This is a genomic window from Gemmobacter lutimaris (assembly GCF_003570715.1).
Classification (GTDB): domain Bacteria; phylum Pseudomonadota; class Alphaproteobacteria; order Rhodobacterales; family Rhodobacteraceae; genus Gemmobacter; species Gemmobacter lutimaris.
Map to the genome: position 1 here is coordinate 17,484 of NZ_QXXQ01000004.1, position 21,129 is coordinate 38,612.

The following is a 21,129-nucleotide window of genomic DNA, read 5'->3' on the forward strand; positions in this document are numbered from 1 at the left end:
TGTCAATCGCGTGCCGCCGTGGCGCGTTCACCACGCCAGAAGTTCCTCCGCCGCTCGGCCCGAGACCTCTTGCAGCAGCCACTCGCGGAAGGCGACGAGCGGGGGATAGTTCTCTCCGATCCCCGGCCAGACGAGGTAGTAGCTGCCGACACTGGGTACCGGCCCGCCCCAGGCTTCAACCAGGCGACCATCGGCCAGTTCGGCCTTGGCCAGAAACTCGGGCAGCAGGGCCACGCCCATGCCGTAGATGGCCGACTGGATCATCGGGGCGAACTGGTCGAACAGCATCCCCAGCGGGATAGAGGCAGATACGCCGTGGAACGAGAACCAACTGGCCCAGGCATTCGGCCGGGTTTCCAGTTGCAAGAGCGGCAGGCCGATCAGGTCGCGCGGGCTGTCGATGGGGTGGCTTGCCAGAAAGCCCGGCGCGGCGCAGGCGATCATCCTTTCGTCGAAGAGTTTCGCAAAACCCGCCTCGGGCCATGTGCGATCCCCGAAATGGATGGCGGCGTCAAAGCCCTCTTCCGCGAAATCGAAGGGCCGCAGCCGGGTGCCAAGGTTGATCGTCACCCCCGGATGGGCGGCCAGAAAGCGCGGCAGCCGCGGCGCCAGCCAGCGCGTGCCGAACGTGGGCAGGATCGACAGCGCCAGCGTGCCGCCTCCGGTGGTCGATCGCACCCGCATCGAGGCGCGGCTGATCAGGTCCATCGCCTTTGCCACGTCGCGCGCATAGGCCAGCGCATTTTCGGTGGGCACCAGTCGCCGCCCCTCGCGCCGGAACAGTTGCACGCCAAGCTGTGCCTCAAGGTTCTGCACCAGCCGGCTGACCGCGCCCTGTGTCAGTGCAAGGTCATTGGCGGCGGCAAGGGTCGATCCGGTGCGGATGACAGATTCGAAGGCCATCAGAAGCGAGATCGAGGGTAAAAGGCGGCGAGGAGTGGCCATGTATGCTTTCCATGCATAGGATAACGTCAATCTATCGTTATTCTGTCGATGAACAATCCCTTATAGACATATCCAACCGCTTCACCCGAAAGGCAAAGACATGGCCCTGAAACCGAAAGACGCCCCCGACCTCGGCCGCTTCGACTGGGAAGATGCTTTCCGTCTGGAAGACCAGCTGACCGAAGACGAGCGCATGCTGCGCGATGCTGCCCGCGCCTATGCGCAGGACAAGCTGCAATCCCGTGTGATCAAGGCCTTCGCCGATGAAGAGACCGATCCGGCCATCTTCCGCGAGATGGGCGAAATGGGTCTTCTGGGCGTGACCGTGCCGGAAGAATACGGCGGACTTGGCGCCTCTTACGTCTCTTACGGGCTGGTGGCGCGTGAAGTGGAGCGCGTCGATTCGGGCTACCGTTCGATGATGTCGGTGCAGTCGTCGCTGGTGATGTATCCGATCTACGCTTACGGCTCGGAAGAGCAGCGCATGAAATACCTGCCGAAGCTCGCCTCGGGCGAATATATCGGCTGCTTCGGTCTGACCGAACCCGATGCCGGTTCCGATCCGGCCGGCATGAAGACCGTCGCCCGCAAGACCGCCAATGGCTATGTCCTGAACGGCGCGAAGATGTGGATCTCCAACGCGCCCATCGCCGATGTCTTTGTCGTCTGGGCGAAATCCGAGGCGCATGGCGGCAAGATCCGGGGTTTCGTGCTTGAGAAAGGCATGAAAGGTCTCTCGGCGCCGAAGATTGGTGGAAAGCTCTCCCTCCGCGCTTCGGTGACCGGCGAGATCGTGATGAAGGATGTCGAAGTCGGCGAAGATGCGCTGCTGCCGGGCGTCGAGGGGCTGAAAGGGCCGTTCGGCTGTCTGAACCGCGCCCGCTATGGCATCTCGTGGGGCGTCTTGGGCGCGGCCGAGTTCTGCCTGTCGGCGGCCCGCCAGTATGGCCTTGACCGCAAGCAGTTCAACAAGCCCATCGCCGGCACGCAGCTTTACCAGCTGAAACTGGCGAACATGCTGACCGAGATCAGCCTTGGCCTGCAAGCCTCGCTGCGTGTCGGCCGTCTGCTGGACGAGGCCAATGCCGCGCCCGAGATGATTTCCATCGTCAAGCGCAACAACTGCGGCAAGGCGCTGGACATCGCCCGCTGGGCCCGCGACATGCACGGTGGCAACGGCATCCAGCAGGAATTCCAGGTCATCCGCCATATGGTGAACCTGGAAACGGTGAACACCTACGAAGGCACCCATGACGTGCATGCCCTGATCCTGGGTCGCGCTATCACCGGCCTGCAAGCGTTCTTCTGAGACGACGTCGGGGCGCGCGCCGATCCGCGGCGCGCGCCCCGACCAATGATCAACAACAGGGGCCGGCATGGATCGCGCCGATATCGTTCACGACAATTTCCTGCGCCGCATCGCGTCGCGGGACTTTCCGCATGGCCGCGCTCCTTCGGGGGCGCTTTCGGCGTTTCAGGCGGTGGAGATTTACCGCGCCGCCTGTCTCAGCCGTGCGCTGGACCGGCAAAGCCGGGTGATGCAGCGGGCCGGGCAGGGGTTCTATACCATCGGATCATCGGGGCATGAGGGGCTGGCGGCGGTGGCTGCCGCGCTGCGCCCGACCGACATGGCCTTCCTGCATTACCGCGATGCCGCTTTCCAGATCGGTCGCAGCGCGCAGGTGCCGGGGCAAAGCATTGCATGGGACATGCTGTTGTCCTTCGCGGCCTCCAGCGAAGACCCGATTTCCGGCGGGCGGCACAAGGTGCTGGGGTCTAAGGCGCTGAGCATTCCGCCGCAGACATCGACCATCGCCTCGCATCTGCCCAAGGCCGTGGGCGCGGCCTATGCAATCGGTGCGGCACGGCGGCACCGGCCCGAGCACGCCGAACTGCCCGAAGATGCCATCGTCTATTGCAGCTTCGGCGATGCCTCGGCCAACCATTCCACCGCGCAGGGCGCTTTCAACACCGCGCAATGGACCTCGTATCAGTCGATCCCGCTGCCACTGCTGTTTGCCTGCGAGGACAACGGTATCGGCATTTCCACCAAGACGCCGAAAGGCTGGATCGGGGCGAGCTTCCAGAACCGGCCCGGCCTGAAGTATTTCGCCTGTGACGGGCTCGATATCTTTGACACTTTCGCCACGGCGCAGGAGGCGGCGCATTATGTGCGGACCCGGCGCAAGCCCGCCTTCCTGCATATCCGCACCATCCGTCTTTACGGCCATGCCGGGGCCGACATGCCCACGACCTACATGCCGCGCGAGGAGGTGGAGGCCGAAGAGGCGCAGGACCCGCTGCTGCATATGGTGCGCGGGCTGGACCAGATGGGCGCGATGACGGCCGAGGCTGCCTTGCAGGTCTATAACGACACCAACGCCCGAGTGGCCCGCATCGCCGCCGAGGCAGTGACCCGCCCGCGCCTGCGCGATGCGGCGGGCGTCATGGCCTCGCTGATCCCGCCGAAGCGCGATTGCGCGCCGACCAACGGCCCCGCGTCCGAGGCGCGCGCGGCGGCCTTCGGTAGCGACATGAAGCAGATGGCCGAGCCGCAGATCATGTCGCGACTCATCAACTGGGCGCTGACCGACCTGATGCTGGCGCATCGGGAAATCGTGATGATGGGCGAGGATGTCGGCCGTAAGGGTGGCGTCTATGGCGTGACGCAGAAGCTGCAACAGCGTTTCGGCCCGGACCGGATGATCGACACGCTGCTGGATGAACAAAGCATTCTGGGCCTTGCCATCGGCATGGCGCAGAACGGCTTCATTCCCATGCCGGAAATCCAGTTCCTCGCCTATCTGCACAATGCCGAGGATCAGTTGCGCGGCGAGGCGGCGACGCTGCCCTTCTTCTCGAACGGCCAATATACCAACCCGATGGTGCTGCGCATCGCGGGGCTGGGCTATCAGAAGGGCTTTGGCGGGCATTTCCACAACGACAACTCCTTCGCCGTGCTGCGTGACATTCCGGGGCTGATCCTTGCCTGTCCGTCGAACGGCGCCGATGCCGCGCGGATGCTGCGCGAATGCGTGCGGCTGGCACGCGAGGAACAGCGGCTGGTGGTGTTTCTGGAACCCATCGCGCTCTATCCGATGCGCGATCTGCATGGCGACAAGGATGGCGGCTGGATGTGCCACTATCCCGACCCGTCCGAGATCATCCCCTTCGGGCAGGTGGGCACGCATGGCGCGGGCGAGGATCTGGCCATCGTCACCTTCGGGAACGGGGTTTACCTTTCCCGTCAGGCCGAACCCGTGCTGGCGGCGGCCGGGATCAAGACCCGGATCGTGGACACGCGCTGGCTGTCGCCGCTGCCGAAAGAGGCGCTGACCGAGGCCGTGAAGGGCGCGAAACGCATCCTGATCGTCGATGAGACCCGTCACACCGGCGGTTTTGCCGAAGCCCTGATGGCGCATTTCCACGAGGCTTGCCCCGGCACGCCGCTTTCGCGTCTGACCGCCGAGGACAGTTTCATCGCTACCGGCCCGGCCTATGCGGCCACCATGCCCTCCACCGCGCAGGTCGTGGCGGCGGCGCAGGAGATGATGAAATGAAAACCGCGGTCGTGATCTGCCCCGGCAGGGGCACGTATACCAAGACTGAACTGGGCGTGCTGGGTCGGCATTTCCACGACAAGGCGCTGCTGGCGAATTTCGACGCCCGCCGCGCTGCGCTGGGGCAGGAAACCTTGTCGGCGCTGGATGGCGCTGCCAGCTATTCGGTGGCGAAGCACACGCGGGGCGACAATGCCAGCGCGCTGATCTATGCCGCGACGCTGGCCGATTTTCGCGCGATTGAAGGCGTAGAGGTGGTCGCCGTCACCGGCAACTCGATGGGCTGGTATTCGGCGCTGGCCTGCGGTGGCGCGCTGACGACAGAAGGCGGGTTCGAGGTGGTCAACACCATGGGCACGCTGATGCAGGAACGGCTGATCGGTGGCCAGATCATCTATCCCTTCATGGGCGAGGACTGGCTGCCCGACCCGACCCGCAAAGCCGAGATCATGGCCATCGTCGCAGGTATCGGCGCCCGCCCGGATCATGTTCTTGGCCTGTCGATCGACCTTGGCGGCATGCTGGTGCTGGCGGGGAACGAGGCCGGGCTGAAGGCGTTCGAGGGCGCCGTGCCGCCGGTGCAGGGCCGCTTTCCGATGCGGCTCGCCAATCACGCGGGCTTCCATACCGCCATGCAGGCCCCGGTGGCCGAGGCGGGGCGCGCGCGTCTGGCGCCGGGCCTGTTCGGGCAACCGACGATCCCGATGATCGACGGGCGCGGCCATATCTGGTGGCCCGGTGCCTGCGATCTGCATGCGCTCTGGGATTACACGCTGGGGCATCAGGTGGTGGAGCCCTACGACTTCACCCGTGCCATTACCCATGCGGCGCGCGAATTCGCGCCCGACCTCTTCATCGTCACCGGCCCCGGCACCACATTGGGCGGGGCGGTGGCGCAATCGCTCATCCTCGCCGACTGGCGCGGGATGCGCAGCAAATCCGATTTCCAATCGCGGCAATCCGCCGATCCCCTTCTGGTTTCCATGGGGATGGAGGATCAACGCCGTCAGGTCACCAAGGGAGACTGATATGACCCATGCCGAAATCCTGAAGGCCAATGGCCTGAGCCAAGCCGAACTGACCGGCGGCACGCTGGCCGTGCGTTCGCCCATCGACGGCGAGGTGGTGGCCCATGTCCACGAAACCGACGCGGGTGACATGCCCGCAATCATTGCCAAATCGCAGGAAGCCTTCCGTGCCTGGCGCACCGTTCCGGCCCCGCGCCGCGGCGAACTCGTCCGCCTCCTGGGCGAGGAACTGCGCGCCAGCAAAGAGGCGCTGGGCGCGCTGGTGACGCTGGAGGCGGGCAAGATCACCTCCGAGGGTCTGGGCGAAGTGCAGGAGATGATCGACATTTGCGATTTCGCCGTCGGCCTGTCGCGGCAGATCTATGGCCTGACCATCGCCTCGGAACGCCCCTCGCACCGGATGATGGAAACCTGGCACCCGATGGGGCCTTGCGGCATCATCTCGGCCTTCAACTTCCCCGTGGCCGTGTGGTCGTGGAACGCGGCGCTGGCGCTGGTCTGCGGCGATCCCGTGATCTGGAAACCGTCCGAGAAAACCCCGCTGACCGCCATGGCCAGCATGAAGATCATGGAACGCGCGCTGGCGCGGTTTGGCGATGCACCCGAGGGACTGGTGCAACTGGTGATCGGCGGCCCGGCGGTGGGCGAGGCGCTTGTTGCGTCGAAAGACGTGCCGATCCTGTCGGCCACCGGCTCGACCCGCATGGGCAGCATCGTCGGCCCGAAAGTTGCCGCCCGCTGGGGGCGCCCAATCCTCGAACTTGGCGGCAACAATGCGATGATCGTGGCGCCTTCAGCGGATCTCGATATGGCGGTGCGCGCCATTGCCTTTTCGGCAGTCGGAACTGCGGGCCAGCGCTGCACGACGCTGCGCCGCCTGATCGCGCATAACTCGGTCCGTGCCGAACTGGTGGAGCGCCTGACCAAGGCCTATGCCAGCCTGCCCATCGGCGACCCGCGCCGCGCGACCACACTGATCGGCCCGCTGGTCGATCACGCCAGCCGCGACCGCATGCTGGCGCAGATCGAGAAGGCCCGCGCCGAGGGTGGCACCGTCCATGGCGGCCAGACCGTGACCGACGGCGTGCCGCAGGGCGGCGCCTATATCAGCCCTGCGCTGATCGAGATGCCGCAGCAGACCGACACCGTGCGCGAGGAAACCTTTGCCCCGATCCTCTATGTCATGGGCTATGACACGCTGGACGAGGCGCTGGCGATCCAGAACGACGTGCCGCAGGGCCTGTCCTCCTGCATCTTCACGCTGAACATGCGCGAGGCGGAAACCTTCCTGTCGGCCGCCGGCTCGGATTGCGGCATTGCCAATGTCAATATCGGCCCCTCGGGCGCAGAAATCGGCGGCGCCTTCGGCGGCGAAAAGGAAACCGGCGGCGGACGCGAAAGTGGCTCGGATGCCTGGAAGGGCTATATGCGGCGCCAGACCAATACCATCAACTACGGCGCCACCCTGCCGCTGGCGCAGGGCGTGAAGTTCGACTTCTGATCACTTCGGGCGGGCTGTCATTTCGACGGCCCGCCCGGCATTCTGCCGAAGAAACGCTTCACTTTGGGCGCTATGCCGGGCGCATTCGGCACTCCCCTCGGTCATTCTGCCAAATATGCGCCTCCGCAAAGGCGGGGCAGGAACGAGGGAAATACAATGTCTTTCAACAAGATCGCTGTTCTGGGGCTTGGCAAGGTCGGCCATCTGGCGGCCGAGCTGCTGGTGGAAAGCGGCTTCACCGTCACTGGCATCGACGCCCGCGAAACCCGCGCGCCCTTCGCCACGAAAACCGTGGACCTGTCGGACACCGCTGCGCTGAAAGCCGCGCTGGAAGGGCAGGAGGCGGTGCTGTCCTGCCTGCCTTACCACCTGAACATCGGCGTCTCGACCGTCGCGCATGGGCTGGGTCTGCATTACTTCGACCTGACCGAGGATGTGCCGACGACGAAACACATCCGCGAACTCGCCAAGACCTCCAAGGGTCTGATGGCGCCGCAATGTGGCCTTGCGCCGGGCTTCGTCGGGATCGTGGCCGCCGATCTGGCGAACCAGTTCGACAGCGTGCGTTCCATCAAGCTGCGTGTCGGCGCGCTGCCGCAGAACCCGACGGGCCTGTTGGGCTATGCCTTCAACTGGTCGCCCGAAGGCGTGGTGAATGAATACCTCAATGATTGCGAGGTGATCGAGGAAGGCGTGCTGAAAACCGTCTCGGCGATGGAATGGACGGAAGCCATCTATATCGACGGGATGCAGCTTGAAGCCTTCACCACCTCGGGCGGCCTTGGCACCATGTGCGAGACCTATCTCGGCAAGATCGAGAACCTTGATTACAAGACCATGCGCTATCCCGGCCATGTGCAGTTGATGAACTTTTTCTTCCATGAACTGCTGATGCGCGAGAACCGGGCCGAGGCGGGCCGCATCCTGACCAATGCGAAACCGCCGGTGGACGAGGATGTGGTCTATGTCCACGTCGCGGCCGAGGGTCGGGTGGATGGCCAGATGCGGCGCAAGGAATTCGTGCGCAGCTACTATCCGGTCGAGATCGGCGGCAAGTCCCGCACCGCGATCGCCTGGACCACCTCGGCCTCGGTGGTGGCGGTGATCGAGATGGTGCGCGGCGGCGCCCTGCCGCAACAAGGCTTCCTGAAGCAGGAGGACATTCCGCTGAAACCCTATCTGGACACCCGGACCGGCCATTACTACCAGATCGGCCACCGCGCCCGTCACGCCTGAGACGCCAGTCAGGCGGAGCGCGGCCCTGCGGGGCCGCGCAAGCCTTTTCATTTTCCGGCTGCGCCGGGATGCCTCCGGCGGGAGTATTTTTGCAAGAAGCAAAGGGCCTTGCTTCTTGTCCAAATACTCATGCGACATTGCCGTTCCGATTTCGGCCGTGCAGAGGCGCCCGGTTGAGTTTCCGGGTTTTGCCCCCTACACCTTCGGTAACGGGTTGGAGAGGCGCGATGCTGGCAGGAAAACGTATTCTTCTGATCGTCGGCGGCGGGATCGCGGCTTACAAGGCGCTGGATCTGATCCGGCGGCTGCGCGAGCGGGGTGCAAGCGTTCGGGCGGTGATGACGGCGGCGGCGCAGGAATTCGTGACGCCGCTGTCGGTGGGGGCGTTGACGGCGGATCATGTGTTCACCGATCTGTTTGACCGGCAGGACGAACAGGATGTGGGGCACATCCGGCTGGCGCGCGAGGCCGATCTGGTGGTGGTGGCGCCCGCGACAGCCGATCTGATGGCGAAGCTTGCGCATGGCCATGCCAATGATCTGGCGTCCGCCGTCCTGCTGGCGACGGACAGGCCGGTGCTGCTGGCGCCCGCGATGAACCCGCGCATGTGGGCGCATCCGGCGACCCGGCGTAATCGGGCGGTTCTGGCCGGGGACGGGGTTCTGTTCGTCGGGCCGAACCGGGGCGAGATGGCCGAGGCGGGCGAAGCGGGCGAAGGGCGCATGGCCGAGCCTCTGGAGATTGTTGCGGCGGTCGAGGCCACGCTGGGCGGTGGGCCGTTGGCGGGGCGGCATGTGCTGGTCACTTCGGGGCCGACGCATGAGCCGATTGATCCGGTGCGCTATATCGCCAACCGCTCGTCCGGGGCGCAGGGCACGGCCTTGGCGGCGGCCCTGCGTGATCTGGGGGCGGATGTGACCTTTGTCACCGGCCCCGCCAGCGTGCCGCCGCCCGCAGGGGTGCGGGTGGTGCGGGTGGAAACCGCGCGCGAGATGCTGGCGGCGGTCGAGGCGGCGTTGCCGGCTGAGGCGGCGATCTTTGCAGCGGCGGTGGCCGACTGGCGCGTGGCCAATGCCGGGGTGCAGAAAATGAAGAAGGATGGCTCGGGCCGGGCACCTGCGCTGGAGTTTGCGGAAAATCCCGACATTCTGGCGACGGTGTCCCGGCTGGCCGAGGGGCGCCCGCGGCTGGTCGTGGGCTTTGCGGCGGAGACGGAAACCGTCGTGGACCATGCGACGGCCAAGCGGGCGCGCAAGGGGTGTGACTGGATCGTGGCCAATGATGTCAGCCCTGCGACCGGCATCATGGGCGGGGCCGAGAATGCGGTGGTCCTGATCACTGACGCGGGAGCCGAGGCATGGCCGCGCATGGGCAAGGATGCGGTGGCACGGCAGTTGGCGGCGCGTATTGCGGCGGCGCTGGGTTGATCAGTCTACCGGGCAGCCGGTGACCTCGACCGCTTCGGTGGCAGACAGCACGGTGAGGCGCAGCGTCGCCGGATCAAAGGTCAGCGGTGTGCCGCGCGGGGGTTCCATTTCCGCAACGGCAACCAATTCAGCGCCTTCCCGACGCACCTCGGTATCCGAAACCCAGAGGCTTCCCCCCGGTTCCATCACCACGGTTTCCGGCGACGTGGCCGCGGGAAGGTGCAACCGGGCTGTTACCCGAAGGCCGTCCTCTGTGGGGGTGAATTCACAATGCAGCGCCGTCAGCCCGGCCTCGGTGGCGGGGCGGGGTTGTGCGTCCAGCGCGGCGGTGATCAACCCATCGGGCGCCCCCGGACCCGTCAGTTCGGCCCCGAGTTCCAGTGTGGCGGGCATGCAGATGTCGTTGCAGACCCCGAGATCCATATCTGCGCGCAGGGACACCGGCTTGCTTGGATCGGCGGGGGTGACCTCGACCGGAAGCACGACCTCATCGCGGTAGCCGATGGTTTGCATCCCGAGAAAATCGAACACTTCGGGGCGCGGCCAATGCACCTTGACCGATCCCAGATTGCTGGAGCCCGCCCAGTCAAACACCGGCGGCACACCGGCATCGCCGGGGCTGCGCCAATAGGTCTTCCAGTGCGGTGCAAGGCGCAGATGCAGGGCTGCGAAATGGCGTCCGTCTGCCTCGCGCCAGCCGGGGCGCAACTCGGCTTGCAGGATGTCGGCCTGGGTCGGCACCTCTGCCAGGGCAGGCAGGGCGGTCAGGGCGAGCAGGGGAGCAAGGAAGGGGCGCATCATCATGGCGCCAAGATAGGCATCGGGGGCGGAATGCGAAATCACATTCCGGCGACAGCTTCGTGTGCGTGTCCTGCATGTCGCAGGTTGTGGCGCGCTGCCCGGCGCCGATGTCGGGAACCGGGGGCTTGAGGCCCGCCGGGCTTCGCGCCATATGATAGGGCGAAGGGAGATCGCCATGGACCTCGCCGGAGCCCTGCTTATCTCGATGCCCGCCCTGGGCGATCCGCGCTTTGAGAAAAGCGTCATTCTGATCTGTGCGCACAGCGATGAGGGCGCGATGGGTCTGATCGTCAACAAACCCTCGCAAGAGCTGGATTTCGCGGGACTTCTGGAGCATCTGGAAATTTCTGCCGCCCCCGAGGGGCGCGACATCCGTGTGCATTTCGGCGGGCCGGTGGAAATGGGACGCGGATTTGTGCTGCATTCTGCGGATTACCGGGCGGTTGGCGGCACGATGGAAGTTGCGGGCGGCTATGCGATGACCGCGACACTGGACATCCTTCAGGAACTGGCGCAGGGCGGCGGGCCGCGCGATGCGCTTCTGGCCCTTGGCTATGCCGGCTGGGGGCCGGGACAGCTTGAGGCGGAAATCGCGCGTAACGACTGGTTGACGACAGAGCCGCCTCCGGGGCTGATCTTTGCAGCAGATGATGCGGGCAAATGGTCGGCGGCGCTGAAAGCCATGGGGATCGACCCGCTGGTCCTGTCGCCCGCTGCCGGGCGCGCCTGATCCACCCGTGCGAAACTGGAACTTTCGTTAAAACTCCGGCGCATTTTCCTGTAGGGAATTTGGCTCAGAGCCAGCGGTCGCGTCCGGTTCCGACAGCTTCGGCAAGTGTGGCAAAGCCTTCGCGGGCCGCGATCATGTCCAGCCCGCGCGCGATGCGGGCGGCGAGCGAGATACCTTCATAGACCATCGCGGTATAGACCTGCACGGCCGTGGCTCCTGCGCGGATCTTTTCCCATGCCTGTTCCGGGGTCGAGACGCCGCCAACGCCGATCAGCGGCAGGCGACCTTCGGTCAGAGCAGAGAGGCGGGCAAGGACGCGGGTCGATTTCTCGAACAGCGGCGCACCGGACAGCCCGCCCGCCTGCTCGCGGTGGGGCGAGGCGAGGCCGTCGCGTGACAGGGTGGTATTGGTGGCAATGATGCCGCTTATCCCCGATTCCAGCGCGACACCGGCCACGTCTTCCAGTTCTGCCGCCGACAGGTCGGGGGCGATCTTCAGGAAAACCGGCACCGGCCGGGCCAGACCGGCGCGCACTTCCATCACACCGGCCAGCAGTGCGGCCAGCGCGGCACGCCCCTGAAGATCGCGCAGTTTTTCGGTGTTGGGGGAACTGACGTTCACCGTGGCAAAGTCGATATGCGGGCCGCAGGTGGCCAGAACCACGCCGAAATCGGCGGCGCGGTCGGCCGAATCCTTATTGGCACCGAGGTTCAGCCCCACTGGCACCGGCCCTTTCGGGCGCAGCGCAAGACGGGCTGAAATGGCGCAGGCGCCTTCATTGTTGAAACCGAAGCGGTTGATCGCCGCGCGATCCTCGCCAAGGCGGAACAGGCGCGGTTTCGGGTTGCCGGGCTGCGGGCGCGGCGTGGCGGCGCCCACCTCAAGAAACCCGAAGCCCGACCGCATCAGCGGCGCCAGCGCCACGGCATTCTTGTCGAAACCGGCGGCAAGCCCGACCGGGTTGGGCAGTTTCATCCCGGCCAGATCCGTCGCCAGCCGCGGCGAGGTCACGACACCCGGCAGCGGCACCAGACCACTGCGCAGGGCGGTCAGCGACAGGCCATGCGCGCGCTCGGGATCGCAGCGGTGCAGGGCGGCAAGACCCAGTGTTTCGATCAGGCTCAAATCACGCCCTCGGGGAAGATATGGCCGGAAATGCCCAGCGGCAGGGATTTGTCCCACACCACATCGGCAAGGCGCAACGGCCGGTAAAGATGCGGGAACAGCGCACCTCCGCGCGAGGGTTCCCATTTCAGATCGGGGCCGAGGCTGTCACCGTTCACGGCGACAAGTACAAGATCGCTTTCCGCCGCAAACCATTTGGCTGCGGTTTCCACCACCTGAGCGGCGGTCGAGAAATGGATGAAACCATCCGCCAGATCGACGGGGGCGCCGGCGGTCTGGCCGACGGTGCGGAACGCATCCCATTCGGGGCGACGGAAGATCTTGTAGATCAGCATGTGGCCTGATTGCACCTTGCAAGGCTTTTGGTCAATGCCTGACCGGCTTGCGCGGAAAATTGCTGGCCTGCGCGGCGCGTGGCAATCCGTGTGTTTCGTGCCGGTGCCCCGATCATGGGGTTGTCACCTTCCTTCGGCATCTGGAACGGAAGGCTTTGACTCGCGGCCGCCTGTCGCCGCAGTCTGGCAGGATCAACCAGAAACGGAGTTTCAGCATGTTCGCACGATTCCTTCTTTCGGCGGCGGTTCTCGGGCTGGGCACGGGCGCTGCGCTGGCCGAGCAGGTCACCATCACCCTTCTCGGTGTCGGCGATGTTTACAATTTCGAGGAAGAGGACGGGCGGGGCGGTTTCGCACGGCTGAATGCCGTGGCACGGGCGGAACGTGCTGCCAATCCGAATACGCTTTACCTCTTCGACGGTGACATGCTGTCGCCGTCGCTGATGTCGGGCTTCGACAAGGGCCAGAACACCATCGACCTGACGAATATCGTGCCCTTCGATCTTGCCGTGCCGGGCAACCATGAATTCGACTTCGGCCCCGAGAATTTCTTCGAGAAGATGAAGGCGTCGAAATACCCCTGGGCCGCCATCAACATCACCAATGCCGACGGCTCGGCCATTGAAGGGCTGGGCGGGGTGATGATGAAAGAGGTGGCCGGGCTGAAGGTCGCGCTGATCCCTGTGGCGCAGGATACCTCGCCGCAGGTGTCCTCGACCGGCGATCTGAAGTTCCTGCCGACGGTCAAGACCGCCATTGCCGCCGCCGAACAGGCCATCGAGGACGGCGCCGATCTGGTGGTGGGTGTCGTGCAGACTGACATGGTCAACGACCGTGCGCTGCTGGCCAGCCATGCTTTCGACGTGATCCTGTCGGGGGACGATCATTCCTATGCCACCGCCTATGACGGGGTGACGGCCTATGTGGAAACCTCGGTCGATGGGCAGTTCCTGAATCCGGTCGATCTGAAGATCGACATTTCCGAAAAGGACGGCAAACGCGTCATCAAATGGACACCGGAGTTCCGGTTCATCGACACGGCCGACGTGCAGCCGGACCCGGAAACGCAAGCCATGGTGGACAAGCTGGCGGCGGGACTGGATGAAACGCTGGGAGTTGAGATCGGCACCACCGAAACCGCACTCGACAGCCGCCGCAACGTGGTGCGGGGTGAGGAATCGACCATGGGCAACCTGATCGCCGATGCGATGCGGGCCCAGACCGGCGCCGACATCGCCCTGATGAATGGCGGCGGCATCCGTGCCGATCGCACCTATGACGCCGGCGCGAAACTGACCCGCCGCGACATTCTGAGCGAGCTGCCCTTTGGCAATGTCACCGTGGTGACCGAGATTCCGGGTTCGCAAGTCCTCGGGGCACTCGAAAACGCGGTGAGCCAGGTCGAGAAGGGGGCGGGCCGGTTCGCGCAGGTGTCCGGCCTGACCTTTGCCTATGATGCCGCGGCCGAGCCGGGCAAGCGGGTGTCCGAGATCATGGTGGGCGATGTGCCGCTGGATGCGGACAAGCTCTATACCGTGGCTGTCAACGATTACATCCTTGGCGGTGGTGACGGCTATGCTGCGCTGGGCGGTGGCCGGATCGTGACTGAAGGGGTGACCGGGGCGCTCGTAGCCAATGACGTGATGGCCTATATCGAGAAGATGGGCAATGTCGCGCCCAAGGTTGAAGGGCGTATTCGCAAGCTGGGCCAATAATCCGCCCGGCCACCCGAAGAAACGGCCGGGTCAGCCCGGCCGTTTTCGTTTTCCCGTAAAGGCCCTTGAATTTGATCAAATCTGTGACATAAGGCGATGAACCGGAGGTAGCCCCATGTCCGTCCCATCCGACTCGCTTGTTGCAGGCGTCGATCTGGCCTGTCTGTCCTCCCTTGCCGCGCGCGAGGCGAAGCGCTTCGCGGCTGCCCGTCCGAAGACCCGCGCGGCGCTGGAAGCCGGGGCAGGGGCCTATCTGGGCGATGTTCCGATGCACTGGATGCGGGACTGGCCGATGCCCTTCCCCATGCTGGTGAAACGGGCCGAGGGCGCGCGGCTGACTGACATCGACGGCTTCCGCATCGACGATTTCTGTCTGGGGGATACCGGCTCGATGTTCGGCCATTCCCCGGCGCCGGTGGCACGCGCCATCCGCCGTCAGGCGCGGCGCGGCCTGACCTACATGCTGCCCACCGAGGCCGCGCTAGAGGCGGGCGCGCTGCTGAACCGCCGCTTCGGCACCTACCGCTGGCAGATCGCCACCACCGCCACCGATGCCAACCGCTTTGCCCTGCGCGTGGCGCGGGCGGTGACGGGGCGGCCGAAGGTGCTGGTGTTCAACGGCTGCTATCATGGCACCGTGGACGACACGATGGTCGAGCTGCACGACGGTCATACACGCGCCCGGCAGGGACTGGTCGGTCAGGTCGAGGATCTGTCGCTGGTCGCCGAAGTGGTGGAGTTCAATGATCTTTCCGCCGTGGAGGTCGCGCTGGCCAAGGGCGACATTGCTGCCATCCTGACCGAGCCGGTGATGACCAATTCCTGCATGGTGCTGCCGCAGGCGGGGTTCCATGACGGGCTGCGCACGCTCAGCCGCCGTTATGGCGCCCTGTTGATCATCGACGAAACGCATACGATTTCCTCGGGTCTTGGCGGTTACAGTCGGGTGCATTCGCTGTCACCCGATCTTTTCGTCGTCGGCAAATGCGTGGCGGGCGGTATGCCCACCGCCGTCTGGGGGATGACGGACGAGGTGGCCGCGCGCTTTGCAGAATATGACGCACGGCGCCCTTCGGGCCATTCCGGCATGGGCACCACGCTTTCGGCCAACCCGATGCAATTCGCCTGCCTCAAGGCCAATCTGGCCGAGGTAATGACACCCGAGGCTTATGCCCATATGGAAAAGGGCGCCGAACGCCTTTCGGCCGGTCTGCGCCGCGTGATCGAGGCGCATGGCGCGCCCTGGCATGTGGTGCGGGTGGGCGCGCGGGTGGAATTCATCTGCGCCCCCGGCCCGCTGAAGAACGGCGCCGAGGCTGCCAGCGCGCATCAACCGGCACTGGAAGCGGCGATTCATACCGCGCTGCTTAATCGTGGCAGCCTGATCGCCCCTTTCCACAACATGATGTTGGTCAGCCCGGTCACCAGAAAACGTCAGATCGACCGTCTGATCGCTGCCTTCGACGAAATCCTTACCGAACTGTTCTGAGACATGACCCAACTGCACAGCCCCTCGGGCTCGACGCTTGCCGAGGCCGAAGCCTTCCTTGACGCCCATCCGGAAATCGAAGCCTTCGACATCGTGCTGCACGACGCCAATGGCATCGGGCGCGGCAAGATCATCCGCCGTCACGAACTGCTGTCCTTCTACAAGGGCGGGCGGCATCTGCCGATCTCGATTCTGGGCCTCGACATCTGCGGCGAGGATGTGCACGAAACCGGGCTGATCTGGGACCAGGGCGACGGCGACCTGCGCGCCTGGCCGATCCCCGGCACGTTGAAGCCGCTGCACAACACCACGCCCCCGCGTGGCGAGGTCTTCATGTCGATGTATGACCTCGACGGTAACAAGATGACCTCGGACCCGCGCCATGCCCTGCAACGGCAGGTCGATGCACTGGCGGCAGAGGGGCTGCATCCGGCGGGCGCGTTCGAGCTGGAGTTCTTTCTTCTGGCGAATGAACGCGACGCCAATGGCAAGATGGTCCCGGCGCGCGACGTGCTGGATGGCCGTCCGTCTTCCAAGACCGAGGTCTATTCGGTCGATCACCTGCACGGGATGCTGCCGCTGTTTTCCGACATCTATGCGGCGGCGGGCAAGTCGGGGATCACGGCGGAAACCATGATTTCTGAATATGCCCCCGGCCAATACGAGTTGACGCTGCATTACCGCGAGGATGTGATGCAGGCAGCGGATGATCTGATGCGCCTGAAACGCATCGTCCGGGCGCAAGCGCGGGCACATGGCGTGACCGCCTGTTTCATGGCCAAGCCCAACGAGGATTATGCAGGCTCCGGCATGCATTTCCACGTCTCGATGCAGGATGACGAAGGCCGCAATGTCTTTGTCGAGGAAGCCGAGGGTCAGTGGTCCGATACCATCCTGCACGCGCTGGGGGGACTGCGGGCGACCATGGGCGAAAGCATGCTGGTCTTCGCGCCCCATGCGAATAGCTGGCGCCGCTTTGCCGCGCAAAGCTATGCGCCGGTCAGCCCGACATGGGGGGTAAACAACCGCTCGGTCGCGCTGCGCATCCCGGCCGGCGACATCCGTGCGCGAAGGATTGAACACCGCCCCGCCGGGGTGGACGCCAACCCCTATCTGGTCGCCGCCACCGTGCTGGCTGGCATCCGCAAGGGGATGGCCGAAAGGATCGACCCCGGCCCGGAAACCACTGGCAATGGCTACGAGGGCGGGCAGGACGCGCCGCCGATCCCGGTGGACTGGCGCTCGGCCATCGAGGCGGCAAAGGGCTCGGCCTTCCTGAAAGAGGCGCTGGGCGAGGACATGCACCGCACCTTCACCGCGATCAAGGCCGCCGAATATGCCCGCGTCGCGCGCACCGTGTCAGAGGTGGATTTCGACCTCTACCTGCATACGGTCTGACCCCCGGCGCCACGCCGGGTGGCGCTGTCGGATTTTGAGTATTTGGGCAAGAAGCAAGGGGCAGGGCGCGCGCTTAGCCCCTTGCTTCTTGTAAAAATACTCAAAATCCCCGGCCGGGGCGCCCCGCGCGGTCAGCGGGCAAAGGCGCCTTCCGGCAGCCGCAGGATCAGGTTCGGCTCGGGGCAGATGTCCTGCCAGACATCCCACAGGCTTTCGTGCCCGACGCCGAAGAAATTGCCGCCTGTCTGTTCCAGCATGTCGGTCATGATCTGGAAATGCAGATGCGGCGCCCAGCCGCCGTTTTCGGGCCAGTCGCCGAGATGGGCGATGATCTGACCGGCGGCGACGCTCTGGCCAGGCTTGCAAAGACCGGGCAGGCTCGCGCCCAGATGGCCGTAAAGCGTGAAGAACCGGGTCTCGCCGGCCTCGTGTTCCAGAATCAGCGTATGGCCGTAATCCAGCGGGTCGGCGTTGTAGGTAACGTGCAGCACGCGGCCGGGCAGGGGAGCGTGGACCGGGGTGCCGGCCGGGGCGAAGACGTCGATGCCCATATGGATCATCCGCCGTTCGGCGCTGGCGGCATCGGCGAATTGCGCGGCGGTATAGACGCTGCGTTTCTCGCCATAGGGGCCGAGGCCGTAATCCGCGCCGGTTGCCGCGAACCAAGGGTCGAAAGCCGGGTCGGAGTAGGCGGGCATGTCGGGCATCTGGCCGCCGGTCAGCAGGGCGATATGGCGGCGGGCGGCGATGTCCGGGCGGAAGATGGGCGCCACCTCCGCCTGTGTCAGCCAGTCGCGCACGGCGGCAGCATTGCGCGTGGCGGGCAGGCCCGCGCCCGCGCGCAGCACGGCGCGGAGAAGCCCCTGATCGACGCAAGCCAGCCGTGCCGCCTCGGGTGCGTCGCCAAGAGCGGCCAGCAGGGCGGGCAGCAGCACCTCGACCTCGGCCGGGGGCAGGCCGGTTCCGGCGCGGCGCAGGGCGGCGTAAAGGTCGTCCTGCCCGGTCAGGCTGGTGGCGATGCGGTCGATGTCTGCCATGTGGGGCCTCTAAACCTGTCTGCGGGCGCGCAGGGCCGCGCCGATCGTGCCATCGTCGAGATAGTCAAGCTCACCGCCCACCGGCACGCCCTGCGCCAGCGAGGTGAGACGCACGCCGATCGGCTCCAGCGCATCGGCGATGTAATGCGCCGTGGTCTGGCCATCGACCGTGGCATTGAGCGCAAGGATCACCTCGGCCGTTGCCTCGTCCCGCACGCGGGCGACCAGCGCGGGGATGCGCAGTTCATCCGGGCCGGTGCCATCCAGTGCCGACAGAGTGCCACCCAGCACATGATAGCGCCCGCGAAACACCCCTGCGCGTTCCATCGCCCAGAGGTCGGCCACATCGGCCACCACACAGATTTCGCCGGTCTGGCGTTTCGGGTCGGCGCAGATCGGGCACAGATCGGAGGTGCCGATATTGCCGCAGGTGGTGCAATCGCGCGCGGTCAGCGCAACATGGGCCATGGCCTGCGCCAGCGGCGCCATCAGCGGGCCGCGCTTCTTCAGAAGCATCAGCACCGCGCGCCGGGCCGAGCGGGGACCAAGCCCCGGCAGCCGGGCCATCAGCCCGATCAGATCCTCGATGTCCGAGGGGGCGGTCATCAGAACGGCAATTTGAAATCGGGCGGCAGGCCCAGACCTTCGGTCATCTTGGCCATTTCCTGCTGGCCGCGTTGGGCCGCCTTGGCCTGCGCGTCCTTGATCGCGGCGACGATCAGATCCTCCACCACTTCCTTTTCGGAGGGCACGAGGATCGCCGGGTCGATGTCCAGCCCGGTGATGTCGCCCTTCGCCGTGCAGCGCGCCTTGACCAGCCCGGCCCCGGCCTCGCCGATGACCACGCTGTTGGCGAGCGTTTCCTGCATTTCGGCCATTTTGGCCTGCATGTCCTGCGCGGCTTTCATCATCTTGGCCATGTCGCCAAGCCCGCCCAAACCTTTCAGCATCGCATCCTCATTGTTCTGTCTGTGGAAGATAGGGCGCCGCCGGGGCGGGCTCAATCCTCTTCGAAGGGATCCCATTCATCCTCGACCTCGGGCAGGGCCTGAACGGCGGCTTCCTGCGCCATGGCCTCGGGCGTGCGGATATCGGTGATCCTGGCGCCGGGAAAGCTGGTCAGCACCGCCTGCACCAGCGGGTTCTCCAGTGCCTCGGCCTCGGCCGCACGGCGGTCCGCATCACGGGTTTCCGCGACGGTGGCCGCCCCGCCGGTCGAGACGACCGATACGCCCCAGCGCGCGCCGGTCCAGCCTTGCAGCCGCTGCGACAGCGTGGCGGCAAGGTCCGAAGGCGCGTCGGGCGTCGGTTCGAACTCGATCCGGCCGGGGGCGTATTTCGCCAGCCGCACATGACGTTCCACCGACAGAAGCAGCGTCATGTCGCGCTTGTCGCGGATCAGGTCCAACACATGATCGAAGGTGGCATAGACCTTGAGCCGATCCTCGGCCACCGCCAGCGCGGCGCCGCCCTGCATGGTCGGCCCCATGGCGGGGCCGCGCGCGGGCGCCATCATGCGGGCCGGGGCATGGACCATGCCACCACCACCGCCGCCGGCAGGGGCGCCGCCGCCTGGCCCCGGCGCGGGCGGCGGGCCGGATTGCAGGCGACGGATCAGCGCCTCGGGATCGGGAAGATCGGCCACATGGGTCAGCCGGATCACCGCCATTTCGGCGGCCATCATGGCGTTCGGCGCCAGCCCGACTTCCTCGATGGCCTTGAGCAGCATCTGCCACATCCGTGACAGCACCCGCATCGGCAGGCGCTGGCTCATGTCAAGGCCACGGGCGCGTTCGTCGGGCGGCACGGTCGGGTCATCCGCCGCTTCGGGCGTGATCTTGATGACCGAAATCCAGTGCGTGATCTCGGCCAGATCGCGCAGCACCGCCATCGGATCGGCGCCATCGGAATATTGCGCCGAGAGTTCGGCCAGCGCGGCGGGCGCGTCGCCCCGCATCACCATGTCAAAGAGATCGAGCGTGCGGCCGCGATCGGCCAGCCCCAGCATGGCGCGCACCTGATCGGCGGTGGTTTCCCCGGCGCCGTGGGCAATGGCCTGATCCATGAGGCTCATCGCGTCGCGGACGGACCCTTCAGCGGCGCGGGTAATCAGCGCCAGCGCGTCGGGGGCGAGCTTCGCGCCTTCCTTTTCTGCCACCTTCGCCAGATGCGCCATCATCACCTCGGGTTCGATCCGTTTCAGATCGAACCGCTGGCAGCGGCTGAGCACGGTCACCGGCACCTTGCGGATTTCGGTGGTAGCGAAGATAAATTTCACATGCGGCGGCGGTTCTTCCAGCGTCTTGAGCAGCGCGTTGAAGGCGCTGTTCGACAGCATGTGAACTTCGTCGATGATGTAGATTTTATAGCGGGCCGAGGCGGCGCGATAGTGCACGCTTTCGATGATTTCACGAATGTCGCCCACCCCGGTGCGCGATGCGGCGTCCATCTCCATCACATCGACATGGCGGCCTTCAGCGATAGCGCGACACTGGTCGCAGATCCCGCAGGGTTCGATCGTCGGGCCGCCCTGACCATCGGGGCCGATGCAGTTCAGCCCCTTGGCGATGATGCGGGCGGTGGTGGTCTTGCCGACACCGCGCACCCCGGTCATCACGAAGGCATGGGCGATACGATCCGCCGCGAAGGCGTTCTTCAGCGTGCGCACCATCGCCTCTTGCCCGATCAGGTCGGCGAAAGTGGCGGGGCGGTATTTGCGGGCCAGAACCTGATAGCCCTGCGCGGCGGTTTCGGACATGGGGTTCCCTTCGTCTGCGAGGCTAACCTAAGGGCTCGGGCCG

The 21,129-nt window shown here is 65.6% G+C and carries 18 protein-coding genes; 10 read left to right on the forward strand and 8 right to left on the reverse strand.

Features of this window, described 5'->3' with window-relative positions:
• Nucleotides 1–27: 27 nt before the first annotated feature.
• Nucleotides 28–945, reverse strand: coding sequence for a LysR family transcriptional regulator (locus D2N39_RS08530; RefSeq protein WP_119134371.1), 918 nt, complete (start codon nt 943–945; stop codon nt 28–30).
• Between the two features lie 100 nt (nt 946–1,045).
• On the opposite strand from D2N39_RS08530, the gene D2N39_RS08535 reads away from it, so the two are divergent.
• The 6 genes from D2N39_RS08535 to coaBC all read left to right on the forward strand — a co-directional run bounded on the left by D2N39_RS08535 (nt 1,046) and on the right by coaBC (nt 9,697).
• Nucleotides 1,046–2,254, forward strand: a complete 1,209-nt coding sequence (locus D2N39_RS08535; RefSeq protein WP_119134372.1) for an acyl-CoA dehydrogenase — start codon at nt 1,046–1,048, stop codon at nt 2,252–2,254.
• A 67-nt stretch (nt 2,255–2,321) separates the two neighbouring features.
• Nucleotides 2,322–4,505 carry a dehydrogenase E1 component subunit alpha/beta gene (locus D2N39_RS08540; RefSeq protein ID WP_119134373.1) on the forward strand — a complete coding sequence of 728 codons (2,184 nt, stop codon included), beginning with the start codon at nt 2,322–2,324 and terminating at the stop codon, nt 4,503–4,505.
• Nucleotides 4,502–5,533 carry an ACP S-malonyltransferase gene (locus tag D2N39_RS08545; RefSeq protein WP_119134374.1) on the forward strand — a complete coding sequence of 344 codons (1,032 nt, stop codon included), beginning with the start codon at nt 4,502–4,504 and terminating at the stop codon, nt 5,531–5,533. The genes D2N39_RS08540 and D2N39_RS08545 overlap by 4 nt, the downstream gene beginning before the upstream one ends.
• A 1-nt stretch (nt 5,534) precedes the next feature.
• On the forward strand, nt 5,535–7,034 hold the full coding sequence (gene amaB, locus D2N39_RS08550) for an L-piperidine-6-carboxylate dehydrogenase (protein ID WP_119134375.1): 1,500 nt from the start codon (nt 5,535–5,537) through the stop codon (nt 7,032–7,034).
• Between the two features lie 156 nt (nt 7,035–7,190).
• Nucleotides 7,191–8,270: a saccharopine dehydrogenase family protein gene (locus D2N39_RS08555; protein WP_119134376.1), complete on the forward strand. Its 1,080-nt coding sequence runs from the start codon at nt 7,191–7,193 to the stop codon at nt 8,268–8,270.
• A 227-nt stretch (nt 8,271–8,497) separates the two neighbouring features.
• Complete coding sequence (coaBC, locus tag D2N39_RS08560; protein ID WP_119134377.1) at nt 8,498–9,697, forward strand: bifunctional phosphopantothenoylcysteine decarboxylase/phosphopantothenate--cysteine ligase CoaBC; 1,200 nt, start codon at nt 8,498–8,500, stop codon at nt 9,695–9,697.
• Here coaBC and D2N39_RS08565 read toward each other — a convergent pair whose 3' ends face one another.
• Nucleotides 9,698–10,540: a protein-disulfide reductase DsbD domain-containing protein gene (locus D2N39_RS08565; RefSeq protein ID WP_233557095.1), complete on the reverse strand. Its 843-nt coding sequence runs from the start codon at nt 10,538–10,540 to the stop codon at nt 9,698–9,700.
• Nucleotides 10,541–10,673: 133 nt separating this feature from the next.
• Here D2N39_RS08565 and D2N39_RS08570 point away from each other — a divergent pair, with 133 nt between their 5' ends.
• The gene (locus tag D2N39_RS08570; RefSeq protein WP_119134378.1) at nt 10,674–11,228 is read left to right on the forward strand and encodes a YqgE/AlgH family protein; all 555 of its coding nucleotides are present in this window, start codon (nt 10,674–10,676) and stop codon (nt 11,226–11,228) included.
• A gap of 64 nt (nt 11,229–11,292) precedes the next feature.
• On the opposite strand, the gene D2N39_RS08575 is transcribed toward D2N39_RS08570, so the two are convergent.
• Both D2N39_RS08575 and D2N39_RS08580 read right to left on the reverse strand, forming a co-directional pair.
• Nucleotides 11,293–12,354: a quinone-dependent dihydroorotate dehydrogenase gene (locus D2N39_RS08575; RefSeq protein ID WP_119134379.1), complete on the reverse strand. Its 1,062-nt coding sequence runs from the start codon at nt 12,352–12,354 to the stop codon at nt 11,293–11,295.
• The gene (locus D2N39_RS08580) at nt 12,351–12,689 is read right to left on the reverse strand and encodes a DUF952 domain-containing protein (RefSeq protein ID WP_119134380.1); all 339 of its coding nucleotides are present in this window, start codon (nt 12,687–12,689) and stop codon (nt 12,351–12,353) included. Before D2N39_RS08580 ends, D2N39_RS08575 begins: the two co-directional genes overlap by 4 nt.
• Before the next feature lie 215 nt (nt 12,690–12,904).
• Between D2N39_RS08580 and D2N39_RS08585 the strand changes: the two genes are divergently transcribed.
• The 3 genes from D2N39_RS08585 to D2N39_RS08595 all read left to right on the forward strand — a co-directional run bounded on the left by D2N39_RS08585 (nt 12,905) and on the right by D2N39_RS08595 (nt 17,291).
• Entirely contained in the window at nt 12,905–14,404 is a 1,500-nt protein-coding gene (locus D2N39_RS08585; protein WP_119134381.1) for a bifunctional metallophosphatase/5'-nucleotidase, read from the forward strand.
• Nucleotides 14,405–14,519: 115 nt separating this feature from the next.
• Nucleotides 14,520–15,893 (forward strand): aspartate aminotransferase family protein, encoded by a 1,374-nt coding sequence (locus D2N39_RS08590; RefSeq protein WP_119134382.1) that lies wholly within the window; start codon nt 14,520–14,522, stop codon nt 15,891–15,893.
• A 3-nt stretch (nt 15,894–15,896) separates the two neighbouring features.
• Nucleotides 15,897–17,291 (forward strand): glutamine synthetase family protein, encoded by a 1,395-nt coding sequence (locus D2N39_RS08595; RefSeq protein WP_119134383.1) that lies wholly within the window; start codon nt 15,897–15,899, stop codon nt 17,289–17,291.
• Nucleotides 17,292–17,422: 131 nt separating this feature from the next.
• On the opposite strand, the gene D2N39_RS08600 is transcribed toward D2N39_RS08595, so the two are convergent.
• From D2N39_RS08600 to D2N39_RS08615, 4 genes are read right to left on the reverse strand one after another with little or no spacing between them, the layout of a single operon-like run.
• Nucleotides 17,423–18,328 carry a peptidoglycan DD-metalloendopeptidase family protein gene (locus D2N39_RS08600; RefSeq protein ID WP_119134384.1) on the reverse strand — a complete coding sequence of 302 codons (906 nt, stop codon included), beginning with the start codon at nt 18,326–18,328 and terminating at the stop codon, nt 17,423–17,425.
• A gap of 9 nt (nt 18,329–18,337) precedes the next feature.
• Nucleotides 18,338–18,937, reverse strand: coding sequence for a recombination mediator RecR (recR, locus tag D2N39_RS08605; protein WP_119134385.1), 600 nt, complete (start codon nt 18,935–18,937; stop codon nt 18,338–18,340).
• The gene (locus tag D2N39_RS08610) at nt 18,934–19,278 is read right to left on the reverse strand and encodes a YbaB/EbfC family nucleoid-associated protein (RefSeq protein ID WP_119134386.1); all 345 of its coding nucleotides are present in this window, start codon (nt 19,276–19,278) and stop codon (nt 18,934–18,936) included. The genes recR and D2N39_RS08610 overlap by 4 nt, the downstream gene beginning before the upstream one ends.
• A 50-nt stretch (nt 19,279–19,328) precedes the next feature.
• Nucleotides 19,329–21,086, reverse strand: a complete 1,758-nt coding sequence (locus D2N39_RS08615) for a DNA polymerase III subunit gamma/tau (protein WP_119134387.1) — start codon at nt 21,084–21,086, stop codon at nt 19,329–19,331.
• Between the last annotated feature and the right edge of the window lie 43 nt (nt 21,087–21,129).

Bases quoted from the DNA above. Each gene is read 5' to 3' on its own strand.
- D2N39_RS08530 (WP_119134371.1), bottom strand. From the start codon at position 945: ATGGCCACTCCTCGCCGCCTTTTACCCTCGATCTCGCTTCTGATGGCC.
- D2N39_RS08535 (WP_119134372.1), top strand. From the start codon at position 1,046: ATGGCCCTGAAACCGAAAGACGCCCCCGACCTCGGCCGCTTCGACTGG.
- D2N39_RS08540 (WP_119134373.1), top strand. From the start codon at position 2,322: ATGGATCGCGCCGATATCGTTCACGACAATTTCCTGCGCCGCATCGCG.
- D2N39_RS08545 (WP_119134374.1), top strand. From the start codon at position 4,502: ATGAAAACCGCGGTCGTGATCTGCCCCGGCAGGGGCACGTATACCAAG.
- amaB (WP_119134375.1), top strand. From the start codon at position 5,535: ATGACCCATGCCGAAATCCTGAAGGCCAATGGCCTGAGCCAAGCCGAA.
- D2N39_RS08555 (WP_119134376.1), top strand. From the start codon at position 7,191: ATGTCTTTCAACAAGATCGCTGTTCTGGGGCTTGGCAAGGTCGGCCAT.
- coaBC (WP_119134377.1), top strand. From the start codon at position 8,498: ATGCTGGCAGGAAAACGTATTCTTCTGATCGTCGGCGGCGGGATCGCG.
- D2N39_RS08570 (WP_119134378.1), top strand. From the start codon at position 10,674: ATGGACCTCGCCGGAGCCCTGCTTATCTCGATGCCCGCCCTGGGCGAT.
- D2N39_RS08580 (WP_119134380.1), bottom strand. From the start codon at position 12,689: ATGCTGATCTACAAGATCTTCCGTCGCCCCGAATGGGATGCGTTCCGC.
- D2N39_RS08585 (WP_119134381.1), top strand. From the start codon at position 12,905: ATGTTCGCACGATTCCTTCTTTCGGCGGCGGTTCTCGGGCTGGGCACG.
- D2N39_RS08590 (WP_119134382.1), top strand. From the start codon at position 14,520: ATGTCCGTCCCATCCGACTCGCTTGTTGCAGGCGTCGATCTGGCCTGT.
- D2N39_RS08595 (WP_119134383.1), top strand. From the start codon at position 15,897: ATGACCCAACTGCACAGCCCCTCGGGCTCGACGCTTGCCGAGGCCGAA.
- D2N39_RS08600 (WP_119134384.1), bottom strand. From the start codon at position 18,328: ATGGCAGACATCGACCGCATCGCCACCAGCCTGACCGGGCAGGACGAC.
- D2N39_RS08610 (WP_119134386.1), bottom strand. From the start codon at position 19,278: ATGCTGAAAGGTTTGGGCGGGCTTGGCGACATGGCCAAGATGATGAAA.
- D2N39_RS08615 (WP_119134387.1), bottom strand. From the start codon at position 21,086: ATGTCCGAAACCGCCGCGCAGGGCTATCAGGTTCTGGCCCGCAAATAC.